This is a genomic window from Stenotrophomonas sp. YJH_SMC_43, assembly GCF_059372535.1.
This window is the reverse complement of the sequence record NZ_JCAFVQ010000004.1, coordinates 110,067-130,597: the sequence shown is the minus strand read 5'-3', so window position 1 is coordinate 130,597 and position 20,531 is coordinate 110,067. Positions and strand designations below refer to the sequence as shown.

The window sequence follows — 20,531 nt, the reverse complement described above, 5'->3', positions numbered from 1 at the left end:
CGCGCTACGTCCCCACATGCACCCGGTTGGCCTGCTCGGCCAGCCCCAGGTGATCCAGTGCGATGTCCAGCGCCAGCACATAGCTCTGCGCGCCATACCCGGCGGCGATGCCCAGGCGCTGGCCGACACCGGCCGGCAGGCACGGCTCGGCCACTGCGCCGTCGTCATGCACTTCCACGTAGGCGTTGTGCAGGTAGGGCAGCAGGCGCTGCAGGCGCAGGCTGTTGGCACACGCACCCGGATCAAGCAGCGTCACCTCGCCACGGCTGTGATCAGCCACGCGCAGCGCATCCAGCAGTTCCTGTTCCGAACCGCAGGCACGGATCGCCACGCTGGTGCCGGCATCGATCGCGCGATGCACCAGCGACTTCAGTACCGGCGCCGGCAGTGGCATCGCCGTGCGGATCAACGCACCGGCCGCCTCCGGGCCGCGGATGATGAAGATCGACATGGCTCAGCCCTCCTGCGCCAGGCGACGGCCGACGATGGCCAGTGACAGCGGATAGCCGGCCTGCTGGCTGCGCTGGTCGACCACCACCGCGGCGGGGCCGTGCTGCAGGCGCAGGCGCGCATCCAGGCCGGGCTCGCTGGGCGACTGCAGCTCGATGTACTGCGCCGGCAGCCGTTCCAGCGCCGCCTGCAGTGCGCCACCCTCGGCCTGCCATTGCGCCTCGTCGGCCACGCCGACATCCAGCAGCACCCAGTCGGCCGAGCGCGCCTGCGGCTGGCACAGGCACTGGCGTACCTCGGACAGGCTGGCGCAGTCGCTGCACAACACGCGATGGCCGCTCAGCTGCGCCGGCAACTGCGGGCGCGGCGTCGACGGAGACGCGTGACGGATCACCAGGAGGGTCATACAACACCTTGCGGAATGCGCCCTGCGGCGCGGTGGAGACACGATGCGCGTGCTGGCCGTAAAGGTGCGATGCCCGTGGCCGGGGCACGGCGTAAAACCTGCGTAACCCATCCTGTAGAGCCGAGCCTACGCTCGGCTGGCGTGCACCGACGCTTGAAGAGCAGCCGAGCGCGGGCTCGCCTCTACAGCAAGCCGGTGCGGGAACCTCTTCGGCCCGGATGTGGTCTGATGCAGCTACCACTGACCCGGAGCCTGCCATGGACGCTGTTGCCCGCCCTCCCTTTTCCGAACGCGCGCTGGCCTGGCTGAAGAAAGAGGCGCTGCCGTTGCTGGTGATGCTCGGCCTGCTCGCCGCCGCCCGCGATACCCTGGCCAACCACTACGTAGTGCCCAGCGGCTCGATGCAGCCGACCCTGCAGCCCGGCGACCGGGTGGTGGTGGACATGCGTGCCTATGGGCTGCGCCTGCCGTTTACCGGCAAGGAACTGATGGCGACCGGCACCCCGCAGCGCGGCGAGGTGGCGGTGTTCGATTCGCCGGCCGACGGTACCCGCCTGATCAAGCGGGTGGCCGCGGTGGCCGGTGACCATGTGCAGCTGCACGAAGGGCACCTGAGCATCAACGGCCAGCCACTGCAGACCGCCGACCTGCAGGACGTGGAAGCCTTCGGTGAACGCCGTGCCCGCCTCGATCTGGACATGGGCGGCGGCCCGGACATCGCCGATCTGGTGGTGCCCGACGGTAAGGTGCTGGTGCTGGGTGACCACCGCGGCAACAGCTTCGATGGCCGTTTCTTCGGCTTCGTCGACGCTGACAAGGTCTACGGCCGTGCGGTGGCGGTGTACTACCGCCGGGGCGCCGGCTTTGAGTGGCAGCGCCTGTAAGCTGAATTGATACTTTCTGTGTATCAATCCTGACCTATCAGGTTATGGATCGACTGGATGGACGGGCCTAGTCTGAGGCCCGTTCCCTCCCATACCCGGCCGTCCCCACCGGCCCACCGATCCCATGACTGGCGAAACCGCCGCGACCGTCGAACGCCGCCCCCACGCTGTTGACCCCGCTTCCGACACCCGCATCCAGCAGGGCACGCCGGCTTTCCGCCGCACCGCGCTGGCGCTGTTCCTGGCCGGCTTCTCCACCTTCGGGCTGCTGTACACGGTGCAGCCGCTGCTGCCCGAATTCAGCCGCCACTTCGGCGTGTCCGCCGCCGGCAGCGCAATGTCGCTGTCGCTGACCACCGGCACGCTGGCGGTGGCCATGCTGCTGGCCGGCCTGCTGTCCGACGCGGTCGGCCGCCGCCCGTTGATGATTGCTGCGCTGCTGGCCTCGGCCATGCTGTCGCTGAGCACCGCGCTGGTGGACGACTGGACCACGCTGCTGGTGCTGCGCACCCTGCTGGGCCTGGCGCTGAGCGGCGTGCCGGCCGTGGCGATGACCTACCTGGTCGAGGAAATGGACAGCCGCGCGCTGGGCCTGGCGATGGGCCTGTACATCGGCGGCAACGCCATCGGTGGCATGAGCGGGCGACTGCTGGCAGGCATCATCGCCGACCACTGGGGCTGGCGCTGGGGCATCGGCGTGGTCTCGATCATCGCCGTGGCCAGCACCGTGCTGCTGTGGCTGCAGCTGCCGCCACAGCGTCACTTCCACCCCCGCCGGGATGGCCTGCGTCAGTTGCCGTCACGCTGGCGCATGCTGTTCGCCGACCCGGGCCTGCCGTGGCTGTTCGCTACCTCGTTCGTGCTGATGGGCGTGTTCGTCACCCTCTACAACTACCTGGGCTACCACCTGCTGGCGCCGCCGTACCACCTCAGCCAGACCGTGGTAGGCCTGATCTTCAGCGTCTACCTGGTGGGTACTTTCAGTTCGGCGTGGATGGGCCAGCAGGCTACGCGTTACGGACGCGGCCGCATCCTGTCGATCTCGTTCGCGCTGATCGGTGCCGGCATCGCGCTGCTGGCATTGCCTTGGCTGAGCACAATGGCACTCGGCATCGCGCTGGTGACGTTCGGCTTCTTCGGCGGTCACTCGGTAGCCAGCAGCTGGGTTGGCAGCCGTGCCGGCACGATGCGCGCGGAAGCCTCGGCGCTGTACCTGTTTGCCTATTACCTGGGTTCGAGTGTGCTCGGTGGTTTAGGCGGCCTGGCTTATGCGGCGTGGGACTGGCGGGGTGTGTGCCTGTTCGCCGCCGTGCTGACCCTGATCGGCGGTGGCATTGTCTGGGCGCTGCAGCAGCGCGCCCCGCAGCCGGTGACCGCGTGATCCTGGTCTGGTAGAGGCCGACCTTGGTCGGCGTTGTGGTCGTGGGCCAACCAAGGTTGGCCACTACCGGGGGGGGGCACGCTCAGCCCTCCACGAACGCCTCGCGCAACAACCCGGCGAAATTGCGGATCAGCGGCGTCACCCCCTCGCGGTGCCACGCCAGCTGCACCTCCGAATGCGCACCGGCATCGGCCAGCGCCACGAAGCGCGCGCCCTCCACCCGGATGTGATCGCAGGACGACGGCAGGATCGCCGCACCCAGGCCGGCAGCAGCAAGACTGATCAGGGTCGAGGCTTCGCCCGCCTCCTGCGCGATGCGCGGCGTGAACCCGGCGGCCGCGCACAACGCGATCATGTGGTCATGGATGCCCGCACCGGCGCTGCGGCGAAATGCCACGAACGGCTCCTGCGCGAAGTCGCGCAGCGACAACGTGCCCTGCTTCGAAAGCCTGTGCAGGGCAGGATGGCCGGCATGCACGATCAACGCCAGCGGATCGACGAACAGGCTGTGCGCCACCAGTTCCGGCGGCAACGCGCGCTTGCGGATGATGCCCACGTCCAGGCTGCCGTCGAGCAGCGCATCGATCTGCTGCAGCGTGTTCATCTCGCTCAGCTGCAGCCGTACCTGCGGGTACTGCTGGCGGTAGCGCAGGATCGAACGCGGAATCTGCGGTGACAGTGGCGTGGCCCGGGTCAGGCCGATACGCAGTTCGCCCTGCTCGCCGCGCTGCGCGCGCTGCACCTCGTCCACCGCTGTTTCCACCTGCTGCACGATGGCGCGTGCACGCTCCTGCAGCAGCTCACCGGCAGGCGTCAGCTGCACACGACGGTGGCTGCGCACGAACAGGCGCGCCCCGATCAGTTCCTCCAGCTGGCGGATCTGCTGGCTGAGCGGCGGCTGCGACATCCCCAGCCGCTCGGCCGCCTGGCCGAAGTGCAGCGTATCGGCGACAGCGAGGAAGTAGCGCAGGTGGCGGAGTTCGATGGACATGGGGCCAGTTTATTCATCGTCAGCCGGAAATGAATCAGAGATGGGATCCGATCCCGTGCCGACCAACGGTCGGCACCCACCAACAGCAGCTGGCACCAACAGCAGCGACCAACTGTCGAAGGCGGGGTGGGTCCGGTTGCGGGGGTGTGAGCGGCATGGATGCCGCGACCAAGCCCCCATGGACGGGTTTACGGCGTCCCCCGCAACCGGACCCACCCCGCCATCCCACGGAATGCCCGCTGTTGCCGTTGACGTTGCCGTTGCTTCGGCCTCTGCAGGTGCAGGGCGGCAGCCCTGCAAACCAGAACACCCTTACCGCTCGGAATGCCCGCTCTGGTCGTAATCGCGCGGGCTGAACAGCTCCGGCTGGATCAGCTCGATGAATGCCCGCGCCTGCGCCGACAGCGCCTTGCCGCGCCGCACGATCACCCCGTAACTGCGTTCCGGGAACCAGCGCTTCATCGACCTCGCCGCCAACCGCTCGCGGTCGGCCTCGTTCAGGCACAGTGCCGGCACGATGGAAATGCCCATGCCCATCGCCACGTACTGCTTGATCACCTCCCAGCCGCCCACTTCCAGCGCCACGGTGTAGGCGATGCGGTGGCGCTGGAACACCTGGTCGACCAGCCGGTAGGTGATCTGCCGCTTCGGTGGCAGCACCAGTGGATAGCGCGCAATATCGGCCAACTCCAGCTCGCCGCCCTTGGCCAGCGGATGGTCATGCGGTGCGATCAGCACCTGCTCGAAACGGTAGGCCGGGGCGTAGCTGAGGTCGGCCGGCACATCGGTCATCGAACCGATCGCCAGGTCGGCGGCATCCTCGCGCAGCAGGTCGGTGCCGTCGGCGCTGATCGCGTTGTGCAGGGTCAGGCGCACGTCCGGGTAGTGCAGGCGGAAGCGTTCGACGATCTTCGGCAGCAGGTACAGGATGGTCGAGCTGTTGGCGGCGATGTTCAGCTCGCCCGCATCCAGGCCGCGTACCTTGTCGCGGAAGCGTGCCTCCAGCCCGTCCAGGTTCTCCACCAGCGGCTGCGCCATTTCGTACAGCAGCTGGCCCTCGCGGCTGGGCACCAGGCGACGCCCGCTGCGCTCGAACAACGGCACGCCCAGCTCCCGTTCCAGGGCCTGCAACTGCAGGCTGATGGCCGGCTGGCTGACGAACAATGCCTCAGCCGCCCGTGAGACAGAGCCCAGACGCACGGTCTGGCAGAACGCGCGCAACGGCTTCAACCGGTCGGATTTGTAGGAAAAACGCGGACTTGGCGAGGGGCGCGTGGTCATGGCGTTACAAGTATTAGCACAACTTATGTAGAGCATTGCAAAAACTGTTTTGCCAAATACTCGGCCCGGGCGGCACCGTGGAGGCGTTCCCCACCGCTGGAGTCGCCCCATGTCCGCCGTCGCTTCCGCTGTTCCCACCCCTGCCAGCAAGGCCACCCCCGGCATCGCCCTGGCGACCCGCGTGGCCGGTCAGGACACCGTGCTGCCGGCGCCGCTGCTGGCCCTGCTGGTGTCGCTGCACCGTGCGGTGGAACCGGGCCGGCAGGCACGGCTGCAGGCCCGCCGTGAACGCCAGGCGTTCTTCGACCAGGGCGGCCTGCCGGACTTCCGTGAAGACACCACCGCGATCCGTAGCGGCGACTGGCGCGTTGCGCCGCTGCCGGCCGCGCTGCAGGATCGCCGCGTCGAGATCACCGGCCCGACAGACCCAAAGACGGTCATCAACGCACTGAACTCCGGCGCCAAGGTGTTCATGGCCGATTTCGAGGATTCGACCTCGCCGACCTGGCGCAATCTGCTGGCCGGGCAGCAGTCGCTGGCGGCGGCGGTGCGTGGTGATCTGGAATTCACCGCCGCCAATGGCAAGCACTACACGCTGCGCCCGTACGACGAACAGGCCGTGCTGATCGTGCGCCCGCGCGGCTGGCATCTGGACGAGAAGCACGTGCGCATCGACGGCCAGTTCATCGCCGGCGGGCTGTTCGACGCGGCGGTGTTCGCCTTCCACAACGCCCGCACCCTGCAGGCCAAGGACCGCGGCCCGTACTTCTACCTGCCCAAGCTGCAGAGCATGGAAGAGGCCGCGCTGTGGGAGACCGCGCTGTCGCACATCGAAGGCATGCTCGGCCTGCCGCACGGCCAGATCAAGGTGACCGTGCTGATCGAAACGCTGCCGGCGGTGTTCGAGATGGACGAGATCCTGCACGCGCTGCGTGATCGCATCGTCGGCCTGAACTGCGGGCGCTGGGATTACATCTTCTCGTACCTGAAGACCTTCCGCCGCCACGCCGACCGCGTGCTGCCCGAACGCGGCCAGGTGACCATGACCCAGCCGTTCCTGAAGGCGTATTCGGAACTGCTGATCCAGACCTGCCACCGCCGCGGTGCGCATGCGATGGGCGGCATGGCCGCGCAGATCCCGATCAACAACGATGCCGCGGCCAACGAACAGGCGATGGCCCGGGTGCGCGCCGACAAGCTGCGCGAAGTCACCGCCGGCCATGACGGCACCTGGGTTGCGCATCCGGCGCTGATTCCAGTGGCGATGGCGATCTTCGACGAACACATGCCCGGTGCGAACCAGCACAGCGTGCTGCGCCAGGATGTGCGCGTGGGCCGCGATGAACTGATCGCGCGCCCGCCGGGCACCATCACCCGTGCCGGCTTCGAAGGCAACGTGGAAGTCTGCGTGCGCTACCTGGCGGCGTGGCTGGATGGCAACGGTTGCGTGCCGATCCACCACCTGATGGAGGACGCGGCCACCGCCGAGATCAGCCGCAGCCAGCTGTGGCAGTGGCTGCATACGCCGGGCCAGCAACTGGACGACGGCACCGCGATCGATCTGGCGCTGCTGGATTCCACTCTCTCGCAGCTGCCGGCACGGCTGGGCGATACCGCCGCGCTGCCTGGTGGTACACGCATCGGCGAAGCCATCACCCTGCTCGGCGAACTGAGCCGCAGCGACGAACTGACCGATTTCCTGACCCTGCCGGCCTACGCGCGCATCGATTGACTCCCGCCCGCGTTTCCACGCCGTTTCCCTCCCCGCTGCACGCACGAACCGAACTGGAGAAAGACATGAGCAAGCTGCCCACTGCCGAACAGATCCAGCACGACTGGGATACCAACCCGCGCTGGGAAGGCATCCAGCGCAACTACAGCGCCGCCGACGTGGTGCGCCTGCGCGGCACCGTCCACATCGAGCACTCGCTGGCCCGCCTGGGTGCGGAGAAGCTGTGGGCGTCGCTGCATGAGCGCGAGTTCGTCAACGCGCTGGGTGCGCTGACCGGCAACCAGGCCATGCAGCAGGTCAAGGCTGGCCTGAAGGCCATCTACCTGTCCGGTTGGCAGGTGGCGGCCGACGCCAACCTGGCCGGCCAGATGTACCCGGACCAGTCGCTGTACCCGGCCGATTCGGTGCCGGCGGTGGTCAAGCGCATCAACAACACGCTGCTGCGCGCCGACCAGCTGCACCATGCCGAAGGCAAGGATGACATCGACTTCCTGCAGCCGATCGTGGCCGATGCAGAAGCCGGTTTCGGCGGCGTGCTCAACGCCTTCGAACTGATGAAGGCGATGATCGAGGCCGGTGCCGCCGGCGTGCACTTCGAGGATCAGCTGGCCTCGGTGAAGAAGTGCGGCCACATGGGCGGCAAGGTGCTGGTGCCGACCCGTGAGGCGGTCGAGAAGCTCAACGCCGCGCGCCTGGCCGCCGACGTGTTGGGCGTGCCGACCCTGCTGGTGGCACGTACCGATGCCGAAGCCGCCGACCTGCTGACCAGCGACATCGACGGCAACGACAAGCCGTTCGCCACCGGCGAGCGCACCGTCGAGGGCTTCTACAAGACCCGCAATGGCCTGGACCAGGCGATCAGCCGTGGCCTGGCCTATGCACCCTACGCCGACCTGGTGTGGTGCGAGACCGGCAAGCCGGATCTGGAATTCGCACGCAGGTTCGCCGAGGCGATCCATGCGAAGTTCCCGGGCAAGCTGCTGGCCTACAACTGCTCGCCCAGCTTCAACTGGAAGAAGAACCTGGACGACGCCACCATCGCGAAGTTCCAGCGCGAGCTGGGCAGCTACGGCTACAAGTTCCAGTTCATCACCCTGGCCGGCTTCCATGCGCTGAACTACGGCATGTTCAACCTGGCCCACGGCTATGCACGCCGCCAGATGAGCGCGTTCGTGGAACTGCAGGAAGCCGAGTTCGAAGCGGCCGAGCGTGGCTTCACTGCGGTAAAGCACCAGCGTGAGGTCGGTACCGGTTACTTCGACGCGGTGACCCAGGCGATCCAGCAGGGCCAGTCGTCGACCACCGCGCTGACCGGCTCGACCGAGGAAGAGCAGTTCCACGGCGGGCGCAGCGAACGCGCTGCGTGATGCGGTAGTGCCGGCCGCTGGCCGGCAACCCGTCGATGTTCCCGAGGTCCAGATGGTTGCCGGCCAGCGGCCGGCACTACCGGGCCTCAGAGCGATCAGGGTGGCCAGGGAAGGGCCAGACAACGCCGGCCGGTCGGGGGACCTGCCGGCGTTGTTGTATCGATGCAAAGGCGCGGCCAGCAGGCAGCGTCAATCAGGCGCACCCCGTGTGCCGGCAACTTGGCCGAAACCCTGTGAAACCCGGCATCGGATTGATCCAGCAGGGGTTTTGCCCGGACACCCGTGACCAGAACGGGCCACCATCGATCTTCACATCAATCAAGATCGGCAGAAGGGTCAAAATGAGATAGGGCGCACACTTTAAAGCGGTGCTATGCTCCGCGGCTCACCAGGGGACGCTGGCGGCGGGTGCAGGGAATGACCGGCAGGGGTGCGGCCGAGAACAGTGATGTGACGTCAGGTATCGCCCGGGTGGCGATGGCCGAGATCGTGCACGCGCTGCTGTCCGCTGCCGAGGTGGCATTGTTCGCCAGATTTGCCCGTCCATGCAAGCTTCATGCCGGACAGTGGTTGTTCCAGCGTGGCCATCGCGGCGAACGGATGTATGTGATCCTCCAGGGCCAGATCGAACTGGACTTCGGCGAGGACCTGGTGATCAAGACGCTCGGCCAGCATGAGTTCTTCGGTGAGCTTGGCCTGCTGGTCGGTGATCACCTGCGCAGCGCCAGTGCACGCGCGCTGGCCGACTGCGAAGTACTGGAGCTGGGCCCGGCCGATTTCCATCGCCTGGTGGAATCCGATCCCGGCCTGGTCGCCTACTTCCTGCGCCGCACGATCATGCGCGTGCTGACCAACGAGCAGGCCCTGATCAGCCAGCTGCGCCGGCGCAACCATGATCTGGAAACCGCGCTGGACAATCTGTACATCACCACCCATCAGCTGACCCACACCCGTGAGCTGGTGCGTACCGATGAACTGACCGGGCTGCACAACCGCCGTGGCCTGACCCTGTACCTGCAGGAGTGCCGCGCCGACGGTGGCGGGTTGCCGCAGGCCCTGCTGCTGATCGACTGCGACCGCTTCAAGCAGATCAATGATCGTCACGGCCACCAGGCCGGCGACCGTGTGCTGCAGAGCATGGGCAACATCCTGCGCTCGATGGCCGGTGAGCAGGACCTGGCCTGCCGCCTCGGCGGCGATGAGTTCTGCCTGATCCTGCGCCGTGGCAATCACGAGATCGTGCAGCACGCGGCCGAGTTCATCCTCAGCGCGGTGCATGGCCTGCTCGAACGCAGTCATGGCACGCCGCATGTCAGCCTGGTCAGCATCGGTGCCAGCCTGCTGGCGCCGGAGGCCGGCTGGAGCGAGTGGTATGCCAGTGCGGACCGCGCGCTGTACCAGGCCAAGCGCGATGGCGGCAACTGCCTGCGCTGGGTGGATGCTCCGGACGGCCCATAGGGAGATGCAGGCGATGAATGGCGACAACGGAACGTCAGCCCCGCATAGCCCCCAGCTACGCGCCCTGCTGTTCACCGATCTGTGTGATTCGCTGCAGCTGGTCGAGCGGATCGGCGACGTCGCGGCCGCGAGCCTGTTCCAGGAACACGACCGCCTGGTGCTGGTGTTGCAGCACCGCTGGAATGGCCAGCTGATCGATCGCTCCGACGGTCTGTTCATGCTGTTCGAGCGCGCCATCGATGCGCTCGGTTTCGCGCTGGACTACCAGTGCGAACTGCACACGCTGGGCCAGCAGCGTTCGATTGAACTGCGTGCGCGTGCCGGCCTGCATGTGGGTGACGTACTGACCTGGGACAACAGTCCCGAAGCGGTGCGCGCCGGCGCCAAGTCGATGGAAGTGGAAGGGCTGGCCAAGCCGATGGCGGCGCGCCTGATGATGCTGGCACGGCCTGGCCAGATCCTGTTGTCGGCCGTGGCCGAATCACTGACGCGCCGCGCCACCGATGCGTTGGGCGAGCGCGGCGCGCGCCTGCTGTGGAAGTCGCACGGGCGCTGGCGCTTCAAGGGCGTGCCGGTGGTGCAGGAAGTGATCGAAGTGGGCGAGATCGGTGCGGCGCCGTTGCGCATGCCGCGTGCCAATGCCAAGGCGCGCCGTGACCTGCCGCTGTGGCGGCAGCCGCTGGTGCTGGCCGCTGAAGGTCTGGTACTGACGGTGGTGGTGCTGGGCGGCTGGCTGCTGCTGCGACCGGAACCGGCGATCGCGTTCGCCGAGCGCGACTGGGTGGTGCTCGGCGATGTCGACAACCTCACTGGCGACCCGATCTTCGACGACTCGATGCGGCACGCCATCCGGATTGCGCTGGAGCAATCGCGTTACGTGAACGTGCTGTCGGAGGGCAAGATCCGCGAGAGCCTGGAAATGGCGCGGCTCTCGGGCGATACCCGGCTCAGCCGCGATACCGCAGCCAACGTGGCGGTGCGGGAAGGCGCGCGCGCCGTGCTGCTGCCGACGGTGCGGCAGAAGATCGGTGGCTACGAGCTCGCCATCGACGTCGCAGCACCGGGCAGCGGTCAGGTGATCCAGACGTTCACCGCCACCGCGGATCGATCCGATCAGATGGTGTTCGCGGTGGACGACGTGGTCGGGCGCCTGCGACGTGGCCTGGGCGAATCGGTGGCGAGCCTGGAACAGTCGTTGCCGCTGCCGCGGGCATCGACCCAGGACCTGCGCGCACTGCGTGCGTTTGCCCTGGCCGAAAGCGCACTGGGCCAGCGTCGCTTCGAAGAAGCACGCAACCTCTACCAGGCGGCGATCGATATCGATCCCGGTTTCGCCCTGGCCTACATGGGCGTGGCCAAGCTGCTGGCCCGCACTGCGCAGGTTGCGGACGCGCGTGACGCGCTGGAGCACGCGCTGGCCCAGCAGCAGCGCCTGCCCGCGCGTGAGCGCCTGTACCTGAAGGGCTGGCAGGCCGAACTGGAACCCGGTGGCTGGCCGCTGGAACAGTGGCGTGCGCTGGCCAAGATCTATCCGGATTCGTTTGCGGGGCTGTCCAATACCTCCTGGGGGCTGCTGCAGGACAATCGCTTCGCCGAGGCCGCGCCCTATGCGCGCGCCGCGACGGTGCCTCAGGACCCGTTGCGGCTGTATCCGATGATCCATCTGGCGCGGGCACAGTTGGGCCTCGGCCAGCCGCAGCAGGCAATGCGCACCTTGCACCAGGCACAGATGCTGCGCGGCAATGACGAGGCCGACGACCTGGATGTGGACGTGCTGGTTGCGCAGGGCCTGGACGCACAGGCACAGCAGCTGTTGATGCGGTTGCCGCGGGGGGATGACCTGCAACAGCGCATGCGCCTGCGGGCAAACCTGCTGGTGGCTGCGGAGCAGCGTGATTGCAGCAGCCTGCATGCCGCGATCGCTGCGGATGGCCCGGCACCGGATCTGATCGACTACCAGATCCATCAACGGCTGCAACACGCCACCGTCACCACGTTGTGCACGGCCGGCGATGCGAAGGAGCTTGAATCCATCGCCGCCATGCTGCGACCGCTGCTGCGGAAGAACGACGACTCCGCCGTGGGTAGCCGCAGTCTGCAGTTGCTGGCCCTGACCTATCTGGCCCAGCGCCAGGGCCAGCATGCGCTGGCCGCAGAGTGGCTGCGTGACCACGGCGAACTGCTGGAGCGGCAGCGCAGCCCTGTGGTGGGCAAGTGGCGCCGGGTTGTGCTGGCGATGGCCGAACTGGCGCAACAGCGTCCGCAAGCGGCACGCCATCTGCTCGAGCCCACCTTTGATGGCAGCGAACCGGTGCAGGCCCATGTTGTGCTGCTGCAGGCATTGCGTGCCGAGCAGGACACTGCCGGCGTGCGCCGCGAGCAGGCCTGGCTGGCCCGGCACCACGGTCAGGCCATTGCCGAGGTGGCGTCCATGCAGGTCTGGCAGCCCCTGAATGTGCACGACATCGCCACGGAGGCGACGTCGGTGCGGGTACCGCGCTGATGCGGACTCAGGCGTTGACGCGCTCGTCGATCCGGTCGGCTTCGAAGCAGAACACCACCGTCATCGAGGCGGTCGAGGCACTCAGGTATGCATGCAGCGAATCGCGGGTGCGGCGCAGCTCCTCGACCGAAGCCAGGGTGCCGACCTTCATGCAGTCGTTCTCGCCAACGGCACCGTCCAGGCCGATCGAGGCCAGGGCCTTGCCCGGCGATGCGGTGAAGTGGTTGCGGAAATCGTCGTTGCCGATGAGGTGGTCCAGCAGGGTGCTGGCGTCCTCGGCGGAAAGGCGGGGATGGGTGCTCATGGGGATCGTCCGTAGGTTGAGTTTCTCGTATCGGCCGCGACAGCCTGCCATTGAGGGCGGTGGCGTGCATGTCGCTAAAGTTGGCCGCGTCGCGGTCGTTGCTGCTATGCCGGTTGTGCGGCAGAAGGAAGGAAACCCATGCGCCTGCGCCGCTGCGCCAGCCTGATGTTCGAGCCCCGCGAGTCGGTCACCCTGGACCTGCGCGCGATGCTGGCCGGCCAGGCCGAGATGGACAGCCAGATCAGCTGGGTGGCCCTGGCCGCCCATCTGGACCAGCCGCTGCCGGTGGACGCCGAAGAGCGCCAGCTGCTGGGCGAGCTCAGCGCGCACCGCTGGAGCGAACCGCCGGCCGGCATCTCTCCGGCGATGCTGGCGCGCCTGGTCGAGCAGGGGCTGGTGCTGACCGACCCGCCGGATGAGGTCGGGCACCAGATGCGTGATGAGGCATTGCGACGCAGCCAGTGGTGGCCGTTGGCCGCACTGGCCCATCGCCATGCGCGCTGGCAGGCGGTGGACAGCGTGGAGGACATGCGTCGCCAGGGGCTGGATACCGCTGCCGGCCTGCGCCAGCGGCTGGGGCCGCCACCACCGGTGGTGCAGGCCCTGCAGGGCGACTACCAGCCGTTGCCGCGCAGCGAAGAGGCGGCGTTCGACGCGCTGCTGGCGCAGCGCACGACCTGCCGCAATTTCGACCCGCAGCGCGCGCTGCCATTGCCGCTGCTGGCCCAGGTGCTGCAGCGCACGCTGATGGCCCATGCGGTGCAGAAGGTCGAGCGTGATACCGAGTTCCTGAAGAAGAACGTGCCCTCCGGTGGCGGCCTGCATCCCACCGAAGGTTTCCTGCTGGTGCAGAACGTGGAAGGACTGGCACCGGGCCTGTACCACTACCACCCGGTGCAGCACGCCGTGCTGCCGCTGCCCTCGCCGCCGCCTGATGCATTGCCCGCGCTGGCACGGCGGATGCTGTCCGGTCAGGAGTGGTTCGCCGATGCACCGGCGCTGCTGGTGCTGGCACCGCGGTACGACCGCTGCTTCTGGAAGTACCGCAACCACGCCAAGGCGTATCGTGCGGTGACGCTGGATGTCGGCCACATCTCGCAGCTGCTGTACCTGTGCGCGACCGAGCGTGGCCTGGCGGCATTCGTCACCGCAGCCATCAACGATGCCGATGTCGATCGTGCCTTCGGTTTCGACGGCATCGGGCAGAGCGCGATGGCCATCTGCGGCCTGGGCTGGCGCAGTGCCACGCTGGACACGGCCGAATTCGATCCTGCTGGCCGGGTGGTGGTGGGCGACGACCGCTGAGCGGTCGCCGCCGCGGCGTTCACGCCGCCTCGAAGTCCACCAGTACTGCACCGTCACCCACCTGGTCGCCGGCCTTGGCGCGGTAACCCTTCACCGTGCCGTCCGCCGGTGCCTGCAGCGTGTGCTCCATCTTCATCGCTTCCAGCACCACCAGCGGCGTGCCGCGCTTGACCTCGGTACCGGCGGCGACCAGCGTCGCAACGATCTTGCCCGGCATCGGCGCCAGCAGGCTGCCGGCGTCGGCCACGGCGTGGTCCGATTCACCCACCGGATCGTGCAGGGTGAAACGGTGCTGGCCGTCGGCGCCGAACAGGTACAGCTGGTCACCGTCGCGCAGCAGCTGCAACGACCAGCGGCGCTCGCCCAGCTGCACTGTCAGGCCCTGCATATTGGCCGTGCCGATCACCTGCACCGGCGCCGCATCGTCGCACTGCACGCGCCAGCCATCGGCCTGCGCCCACACCTTCAGCGTGTGCCGGCGCTCTCCCTGCTGCAGCGGCAATACGCGCGGGGCGGACGCGCCAAGGCGCCAGCCGTCCTGCGCCTGCCACGGCGAATGCGGGTCGCGCGCATCGCTGCCGGCACCGGCAGTGCTTGCAACAGCGGCCACGGCGGCCAGCTGCCACAGGGCATCATCCGTATCGCCCGCTGCACTCAATGCCGCCTGTTCGCGTTCGATCAGCGCGGTATCCAGCTTGGCGTGCGCGAACGAATCGGTGTTCACCAGGCGGCGCAGGAAGCCGGCATTGGTGGTCACGCCCACCACCTGGCAGTCGGCCAGCGCCTGGCTCATGCGGCGCAGCGCGGCGTCGCGGTCCACGTCCCAGACGATCAGCTTGGCGATCATCGGGTCGTAGTACGGGGTGATGCTGTCGCCTTCCTCCACGCCGGTATCCACGCGCACATGGGCAGACGGAGCCGGCAGGCGCAGGCGGCGCAGGGTACCGGTGGAGGGCAGGAAGCCGCGGTCGGCATCTTCTGCGTACAGGCGTGCTTCGATGGCATGGCCGTGGATCGCCAGCTGCTCCTGGCGCAGCGGCAGCGGCAAGCCCGAGGCCACGCGCAGCTGCCATTCCACCAGGTCGGTGCCGGTGATGTACTCGGTCACCGGGTGCTCGACCTGAAGGCGGGTGTTCATTTCCATGAAGTAGAAATCGCCGTCCGGGCCGGCGATGAACTCCACCGTGCCGGCACCGACGTAGCCCACCGCGCGCGCGGCATCGACCGCCGCCTTGCCCATCGCCGCGCGACGTTCTGCACTCATGCCTGGCGCCGGGGCTTCTTCCAGCACCTTCTGGTGGCGGCGCTGCACCGAGCAGTCGCGCTCGAACAGGTAGACCGCATCACCGTGGCTGTCGCCGAACACCTGGATCTCGATATGGCGCGGGCGCTCGACATACTTCTCGACCAGCACGTGGTCATTGCTGAACGCCGAGGCCGCCTCGCGCTGGCAGCTGGCCAGCGCATCGACGAAGTCCTCGCTGCGCTCGACCTTGCGCATGCCCTTGCCACCGCCACCGGCGCTGGCCTTGATCAGCACCGGGTAACCGATGGCGTCGGCCTGTTCGCGCAGGAAGGACGGTTCCTGCTGGTCGCCGTGGTAGCCCGGAGTCAGCGGCACGCCGACTTTCGCCATCAATGCCTTGGCCGCGCTCTTGTCGCCCATCGCGCGGATGGCGCTGGCCGGCGGCCCGATGAAGGTGATGCCGGCGGCGGCGCAGGCATCGGCGAAGTCGGCATTCTCTGACAGGAAGCCGTAACCGGGGTGGATCGCCTGCGCGCCGGTCAGGCGTGCGGCGTCGAGCAGGGCATCGCCGCGCAGGTAACTTTCACGTGCAGCGGCCGGACCGATGTGGATGGCTTCGTCGGCCAGGCGCACGTGGCGCGCGTTGCGGTCGGCATCGGAATATACCGCCACGGTGGCGATGCCGAGGCGGCGGCAGGTGGCGATGACGCGGCAGGCGATTTCGCCGCGATTGGCGATCAGGACTTTGGTGAACATGGCAACGGGCTTCATGGGAGCGTGCTCGGTCATGGCACGGGTTACATGCGGAACACGCCGAAGCGCGTCTGCTGCGGGGCGGCGTTGAGGCTGGCCGACAGCGCCAGGGCCAGTACCCGGCGGGTGTCGGCCGGATCGATCACGCCGTCGTCCCACAGGCGCGCGCTGGCGTAGTACGGGTGGCCCTGCTGCTCGAACTGCTCGCGGATCGGTGCCTTGAACGCATCTTCCTCCGCTGCCGGCCACTGGCCGCCCTTGGCTTCGATGCCATCGCGCTTGACCGTGGCCAGAACGCTGGCGGCCTGTTCGCCGCCCATCACGCCGATGCGCGCGTTGGGCCACATCCACAGGAAGTTCGGCGAGTACGCGCGGCCGCACATACCGTAGTTGCCGGCCCCGAACGAGCCACCGATCACCACGGTGAACTTGGGCACCTTGGCGCAGGCCACCGCCATCACCAGCTTGGCACCGTCCTTGGCGATGCCACCCTGTTCGTACTTGCGGCCGACCATGAAGCCGGTGATGTTCTGCAGGAACACCAGCGGGATGTTGCGCTGGGTGCACAGCTCGATGAAGTGCGCGCCTTTCAGTGCCGACTCGGAGAACAGGATGCCGTTGTTGGCGATGATGCCGATCGGGTAGCCGTTCAGATGCGCGAAGCCGGTAACCAGTGTTGCGCCATAGCGCGGCTTGAACTCGTCAAAGCGCGAGCCATCGACCAGGCGTGCGATCACTTCGCGCACGTCGTAGGGCTTGCGCGTATCGGCGGGAATCACCCCATACAGTTCATGCGCCGGCAGCAGCGGTTCCTCGGGCGCCTGCACCGCCATCGCCGGCTCCGGCTTGCGCCAGTTCAGCTGTGCGATGATCGCGCGCACCCGTGCCAGCGCCTGCAGATCGTTGTCGGCCATGTGGTCGGCCACGCCGGAGATGCGGGTGTGTACGTCGGCACCGCCCAGTTCCTCGGCCGTCACCACTTCACCGGTGGCGGCCTTCACCAGCGGCGGGCCGCCGAGGAAGATCGTGCCCTGCTCGCGCACGATCACCGTCTCGTCGCTCATCGCCGGCACGTAGGCGCCACCGGCGGTGCAGCTGCCCATCACGCAGGCGATCTGCGGAATGCCCTGCGCCGACAGGTTGGCCTGGTTGTAGAAGATGCGGCCGAAATGATCGCGGTCGGGGAACACCTCGTCCTGCAGCGGCAGGAAGGCGCCGCCGGAATCGACCAGGTAGATGCACGGCAGGTGGTTCTGCTCGGCGATCTCCTGCGCGCGCAGGTGCTTCTTCACCGTCATCGGGTAGTAGGTGCCGCCCTTGACCGTGGCATCGTTGGCCACGATCACGCATTCCACGCCGCTCACGCGGCCGATGCCGGCCACCACGCCCGCAGCGGGCACGGCATCGTCATACATGCCGTGCGCGGCCAGCGGCGCGATTTCCAGGAAGGCGCTGCCGGGGTCGAGCAGGGCGTCGATGCGGTCGCGCACCAGCAGCTTGCCGCGCGCGGTGTGCTTGGCGCGTGCCGCCTCGCTTCCGCCCAGTGCAGTGCGGGCAAGCGTGGCGTGCAGGTCGTCAACCACGGCCTGCATGGCCGCGCGGTTGCTTTCAAAGGTTTCGCTGCCCGGTTGCAGCTGGCTGTTCAGGACGGTCATCGCGGTGGCCTTACAGGGTGCGCTGGAACAGTTCGCGGCCGATCAGCATGCGGCGGATCTCCGACGTGCCGGCGCCGATTTCATACAGCTTGGCGTCGCGCCACAAACGGCCGGTCGGGTATTCGTTGATGTAGCCGTTGCCGCCCAGGATCTGGATCGCCTGGCCGGTCAGCCAGGTCGCCTTCTCGGCGGCGTACAGGATGGCACCGGCGGCGTCCTGGCGGGTGGTGCGGCCCTGGTCGCAGGCGCGTGCCACGGCATAGACATAAGCACGGCAGGCGCCCAGGCCCACGTACATGTCGGCAATCTTGCCCTGGATCAGCTGGAAGCTGCCGATCGCCTCACCGAACTGGTGGCGCTCGTGCACGTAGGGCATCACCACGTCCATCGCTGCGGCCATCAGGCCCAGCGGGCCGCCGGACAGCACCACGCGCTCGTAGTCCAGGCCGGACATCAGCACGCGCACGCCGCCACCGATCTGGCCCAGCACGTTTTCTTCCGGTACTTCGCAGTCCTGGAACACCAGCTCGCAGGTGGGCGAGGAACGCATGCCCAGCTTGTCCAGCTTCTGCGCGGTGGAGAAGCCCTTCATGCCCTTCTCGACCAGGAACGCGGTGATGCCCTTGGCGCCGGCGTCCATGTCGGTCTTGGCATAGACCACCAGCACGTCGGCATCCGGGCCGTTGGTGATCCACATCTTGTTGCCGTTGAGCACGTAGCGGTCACCACGCTTGTCGGCGCGCAGTTTCATCGACACCACGTCCGAACCGGCACCCGGCTCGCTCATCGCCAGCGCGCCGACCAGGCTGCCGTTGCACAGGCCCGGCAGGAAGCGCTGTTTCTGTTCTTCGTTGCCATTCTTGCGCAGCTGGTTCACGCACAGGTTGGAGTGCGCGCCGTAGGACAGGCCGATGCCGCCGGAAGCACGCGAGATCTCTTCCATCGCCACCACGTGGGCCAGGTAGCCCATGCCGGTGCCGCCGTATTCTTCTTCCACGGTGAGGCCGAGCAGGCCCTGTTCGCCCAGCTTCGGCCACAGGGCCAGCGGGAACTGATTGGTGGCATCGGCCTCGGCGGCCAGCGGTGCGACCTCGGCGGCGGCAAAATGGGCCACGCTCTGGCGCAGCAGGTCGATGTCTTCGCCAAGGTCGAAGTTCAGGGATGGCACGTGCATTGTGGTGGCTCCACGGCGGGATGGCAGGAAATGGACGCACCCGGCGGGGGAGCGGGCGGCGGTCTGCAGGACCGCTGCCCGCACGGGCGATTGGACCCCAGCGTAGCGGGGTTCGGGTAAGAAGTGAATACAAATTCAAAAATTGAAAATAGAATCAAAACATGGCCTACAAACGCTCTGCACTGATGGAAGAACGGCTGGCCGGGGCCCGTGAACGGATCCTGTTGGCCACCCGCGAGCTGGTCGCCACCGGCGGCTGGCGCAATGCTCCGGTAACCGCCGTGGCGACCCAGGCGGGGGTGTCCACCGGCCTGATCTACCGGCACTTCCCGTCCAAGGCCGAGTTGTTCGTGGAGGTGCTCAACGCCGCCGTGGCCCACGAGGTTGCGATCATGGAACGCATCGCCAGCGGCCCGGAGGTGGCCAGCGAGCGCCTGCGGCTGGCGATCACCGCCTTCGTCCGTCGCGCCCTGGCCGGGCCGGGGCTGGCGCACGCCTTCATCGTTGAACCGGTCGACCCGGACGTGGAAGCCGAGCGCATGCGCGGTCGCCGCGCGTTCGGTGACGTGTTCCTGCGGCTGGTGGAGGAGGGCGTGGCGGCCGGTGAGCTGCCGGCGCAGGACGCGCATGTGGCCGCCGCCTGCCTGGTCGGCGCCTTCACCGAAGCCATGGTCGGCCCGACCGCGCCCAGCCGCGAAGCACACCGCGACGAAGACGCACTGGTGGATGCGATCTGCAGCTTCTGCCTGCGTGCGATCGGCGCCCCCGCAAAACGGTAGCGCCGGGCCATGCCCGGCGGCTGTTGCCATCCTCGACCGTTGTTGCCGCGCTTCGCGCTCGCCGGGCACGGCCCGGCGCTACCCGCATGCGGCCACGGCCGCATGTTGCGCCGCACCAGCAGTGACGCCTGTTGTCGCACGCAAAGCGCGTTCTATACTCGGTCCATCACGCAGTCGCTCAGCCGTGGTCCAACGACTATCAGCCAGGGGTAACGAAGAGTGCGGAATTACGATCTGGAGTTCCTGAAACGCTTCTCCATGGTGATCGCGCTGCTGGCGACCATCACCCTCGGCCTCATCCTCCTTGCCGCCTACATCCACACCCGGATTCCGCCCGAGGTGTCGCCGGCCGCGGCCAAGCGCACCGAACAGCGCATCTCGCCCACCGGCGCGGTCTATGCCGGCAGCACCGGCGCTGCCGCGCAGGCCGCCGCCAAGGCCGCCGCGCTGGCCAAGGCCGCGTCGCAGGTGGCCTACGGCGGCACCAAGGACGGCAAGGTCATCTTCGACAACCTGTGCACCGCCTGCCACACCACCGGTGTGGGCATGGCGCCGACGCTGGACCATTCGCACTGGGACAAGCGCATCGCACAGGGCAAGGACACCCTCTACAAGCACGCCATCGAGGGCTACACCGGCCCGGACGGCGGCATCATGCCGCCCAAGGGCGGCAACCCGGCGCTGACCGAGGAACAGATCCACGCCACCGTGGACTGGATGCTGGGCAACCTGAAGTAGACGCCCCAACGCGCTGCTTCCTGTAGAGCCGAGCCCACGCTCGGCTGCTCTCCGCGCGGTGTGGCCAGGTGCAGCCGAGCATGGGCGCGGCTCTACGATTCCCAGGCTTTGCCCACCGAGGCCT

At 67.7% G+C, this 20,531-nt stretch carries 17 protein-coding genes; 9 read left to right on the top strand and 8 right to left on the bottom strand.

The features are described from left to right. Positions 1-4: 4 nt before the first annotated feature. Both AC5QAH_RS17615 and AC5QAH_RS17610 read right to left on the bottom strand, forming a co-directional pair. Complete coding sequence (locus AC5QAH_RS17615) at positions 5-451, bottom strand: 3-dehydroquinate dehydratase (RefSeq protein ID WP_004153636.1); 447 nt, start codon at positions 449-451, stop codon at positions 5-7. 3 nt (positions 452-454) lie between these two features. Then, positions 455-856, bottom strand: a complete 402-nt coding sequence (locus AC5QAH_RS17610; RefSeq protein ID WP_313311461.1) for a hypothetical protein — start codon at positions 854-856, stop codon at positions 455-457. Positions 857-1,113: 257 nt separating this feature from the next. On the opposite strand from AC5QAH_RS17610, the gene lepB reads away from it, so the two are divergent. Together lepB and AC5QAH_RS17600 are read left to right on the top strand one after the other, a co-directional pair. Next, complete coding sequence (gene lepB / locus AC5QAH_RS17605) at positions 1,114-1,740, top strand: signal peptidase I (protein ID WP_010487079.1); 627 nt, start codon at positions 1,114-1,116, stop codon at positions 1,738-1,740. Positions 1,741-1,864: 124 nt separating this feature from the next. Next, entirely contained in the window at positions 1,865-3,121 is a 1,257-nt protein-coding gene (locus AC5QAH_RS17600) for an MFS transporter (protein WP_019337439.1), read from the top strand. A gap of 82 nt (positions 3,122-3,203) precedes the next feature. Here AC5QAH_RS17600 and AC5QAH_RS17595 read toward each other — a convergent pair whose 3' ends face one another. Together AC5QAH_RS17595 and AC5QAH_RS17590 are read right to left on the bottom strand one after the other, a co-directional pair. Next, positions 3,204-4,112 carry a LysR family transcriptional regulator gene (locus AC5QAH_RS17595; RefSeq protein ID WP_043400644.1) on the bottom strand — a complete coding sequence of 303 codons (909 nt, stop codon included), beginning with the start codon at positions 4,110-4,112 and terminating at the stop codon, positions 3,204-3,206. A 312-nt stretch (positions 4,113-4,424) separates the two neighbouring features. Further along, on the bottom strand, positions 4,425-5,393 hold the full coding sequence (locus AC5QAH_RS17590; RefSeq protein ID WP_049454304.1) for a LysR substrate-binding domain-containing protein: 969 nt from the start codon (positions 5,391-5,393) through the stop codon (positions 4,425-4,427). 109 nt (positions 5,394-5,502) lie between these two features. Between AC5QAH_RS17590 and aceB the strand changes: the two genes are divergently transcribed. The 4 genes from aceB (at position 5,503) to AC5QAH_RS17570 (ending at position 12,453) form a co-directional block, all read left to right on the top strand. Beyond that, complete coding sequence (aceB, locus tag AC5QAH_RS17585) at positions 5,503-7,125, top strand: malate synthase A (RefSeq protein ID WP_049454306.1); 1,623 nt, start codon at positions 5,503-5,505, stop codon at positions 7,123-7,125. 65 nt (positions 7,126-7,190) lie between these two features. Next, positions 7,191-8,492, top strand: a complete 1,302-nt coding sequence (gene aceA, locus AC5QAH_RS17580; protein WP_010487068.1) for an isocitrate lyase — start codon at positions 7,191-7,193, stop codon at positions 8,490-8,492. A gap of 417 nt (positions 8,493-8,909) precedes the next feature. Further along, positions 8,910-9,950, top strand: a complete 1,041-nt coding sequence (locus AC5QAH_RS17575; RefSeq protein WP_049410007.1) for a GGDEF domain-containing protein — start codon at positions 8,910-8,912, stop codon at positions 9,948-9,950. Between the two features lie 4 nt (positions 9,951-9,954). Then, a complete protein-coding gene (locus tag AC5QAH_RS17570; protein WP_049454309.1) occupies positions 9,955-12,453 on the top strand; it encodes a putative peptide modification system cyclase in 2,499 nt (832 codons plus the stop codon). Between the two features lie 7 nt (positions 12,454-12,460). Here the strand turns inward: AC5QAH_RS17570 and AC5QAH_RS17565 are convergent, their stop codons facing one another. After that, complete coding sequence (locus AC5QAH_RS17565) at positions 12,461-12,757, bottom strand: NHLP-related RiPP peptide (RefSeq protein ID WP_019337657.1); 297 nt, start codon at positions 12,755-12,757, stop codon at positions 12,461-12,463. 138 nt (positions 12,758-12,895) lie between these two features. Here AC5QAH_RS17565 and AC5QAH_RS17560 point away from each other — a divergent pair, with 138 nt between their 5' ends. After that, positions 12,896-14,062: a putative peptide maturation dehydrogenase gene (locus AC5QAH_RS17560; RefSeq protein WP_019337658.1), complete on the top strand. Its 1,167-nt coding sequence runs from the start codon at positions 12,896-12,898 to the stop codon at positions 14,060-14,062. Positions 14,063-14,081: 19 nt separating this feature from the next. Here AC5QAH_RS17560 and AC5QAH_RS17555 read toward each other — a convergent pair whose 3' ends face one another. From AC5QAH_RS17555 to AC5QAH_RS17545, 3 genes are read right to left on the bottom strand one after another with little or no spacing between them, the layout of a single operon-like run. Next, a complete protein-coding gene (locus AC5QAH_RS17555) occupies positions 14,082-16,097 on the bottom strand; it encodes an acetyl/propionyl/methylcrotonyl-CoA carboxylase subunit alpha (RefSeq protein ID WP_495232471.1) in 2,016 nt (671 codons plus the stop codon). An 8-nt stretch (positions 16,098-16,105) separates the two neighbouring features. After that, positions 16,106-17,716: a carboxyl transferase domain-containing protein gene (locus tag AC5QAH_RS17550; protein ID WP_010487057.1), complete on the bottom strand. Its 1,611-nt coding sequence runs from the start codon at positions 17,714-17,716 to the stop codon at positions 16,106-16,108. Positions 17,717-17,726: 10 nt separating this feature from the next. Next, positions 17,727-18,890, bottom strand: coding sequence for an isovaleryl-CoA dehydrogenase (locus tag AC5QAH_RS17545; RefSeq protein ID WP_019337659.1), 1,164 nt, complete (start codon positions 18,888-18,890; stop codon positions 17,727-17,729). Positions 18,891-19,051: 161 nt separating this feature from the next. Here AC5QAH_RS17545 and AC5QAH_RS17540 point away from each other — a divergent pair, with 161 nt between their 5' ends. Beyond that, positions 19,052-19,669 carry a TetR/AcrR family transcriptional regulator gene (locus tag AC5QAH_RS17540; protein ID WP_019337660.1) on the top strand — a complete coding sequence of 206 codons (618 nt, stop codon included), beginning with the start codon at positions 19,052-19,054 and terminating at the stop codon, positions 19,667-19,669. Positions 19,670-19,888: 219 nt separating this feature from the next. Next, positions 19,889-20,407 carry a c-type cytochrome gene (locus tag AC5QAH_RS17535; protein WP_043400625.1) on the top strand — a complete coding sequence of 173 codons (519 nt, stop codon included), beginning with the start codon at positions 19,889-19,891 and terminating at the stop codon, positions 20,405-20,407. Positions 20,408-20,531 lie beyond the last annotated feature (124 nt).

What these genes read in the sequence shown, in the direction of transcription:
- AC5QAH_RS17615 (WP_004153636.1), bottom strand. Translation starts at nt 451, where the DNA reads ATGTCGATCTTCATCATCCGCGGCCCGGAGGCGGCCGGTGCGTTGATC.
- AC5QAH_RS17610 (WP_313311461.1), bottom strand. Translation starts at nt 856, where the DNA reads ATGACCCTCCTGGTGATCCGTCACGCGTCTCCGTCGACGCCGCGCCCG.
- lepB (WP_010487079.1), top strand. Translation starts at nt 1,114, where the DNA reads ATGGACGCTGTTGCCCGCCCTCCCTTTTCCGAACGCGCGCTGGCCTGG.
- AC5QAH_RS17600 (WP_019337439.1), top strand. Translation starts at nt 1,865, where the DNA reads ATGACTGGCGAAACCGCCGCGACCGTCGAACGCCGCCCCCACGCTGTT.
- AC5QAH_RS17595 (WP_043400644.1), bottom strand. Translation starts at nt 4,112, where the DNA reads ATGTCCATCGAACTCCGCCACCTGCGCTACTTCCTCGCTGTCGCCGAT.
- AC5QAH_RS17590 (WP_049454304.1), bottom strand. Translation starts at nt 5,393, where the DNA reads ATGACCACGCGCCCCTCGCCAAGTCCGCGTTTTTCCTACAAATCCGAC.
- aceB (WP_049454306.1), top strand. Translation starts at nt 5,503, where the DNA reads ATGTCCGCCGTCGCTTCCGCTGTTCCCACCCCTGCCAGCAAGGCCACC.
- aceA (WP_010487068.1), top strand. Translation starts at nt 7,191, where the DNA reads ATGAGCAAGCTGCCCACTGCCGAACAGATCCAGCACGACTGGGATACC.
- AC5QAH_RS17575 (WP_049410007.1), top strand. Translation starts at nt 8,910, where the DNA reads ATGACCGGCAGGGGTGCGGCCGAGAACAGTGATGTGACGTCAGGTATC.
- AC5QAH_RS17570 (WP_049454309.1), top strand. Translation starts at nt 9,955, where the DNA reads ATGCAGGCGATGAATGGCGACAACGGAACGTCAGCCCCGCATAGCCCC.
- AC5QAH_RS17565 (WP_019337657.1), bottom strand. Translation starts at nt 12,757, where the DNA reads ATGAGCACCCATCCCCGCCTTTCCGCCGAGGACGCCAGCACCCTGCTG.
- AC5QAH_RS17560 (WP_019337658.1), top strand. Translation starts at nt 12,896, where the DNA reads ATGCGCCTGCGCCGCTGCGCCAGCCTGATGTTCGAGCCCCGCGAGTCG.
- AC5QAH_RS17555 (WP_495232471.1), bottom strand. Translation starts at nt 16,097, where the DNA reads ATGACCGAGCACGCTCCCATGAAGCCCGTTGCCATGTTCACCAAAGTC.
- AC5QAH_RS17550 (WP_010487057.1), bottom strand. Translation starts at nt 17,716, where the DNA reads ATGACCGTCCTGAACAGCCAGCTGCAACCGGGCAGCGAAACCTTTGAA.
- AC5QAH_RS17545 (WP_019337659.1), bottom strand. Translation starts at nt 18,890, where the DNA reads ATGCACGTGCCATCCCTGAACTTCGACCTTGGCGAAGACATCGACCTG.
- AC5QAH_RS17540 (WP_019337660.1), top strand. Translation starts at nt 19,052, where the DNA reads ATGGCCTACAAACGCTCTGCACTGATGGAAGAACGGCTGGCCGGGGCC.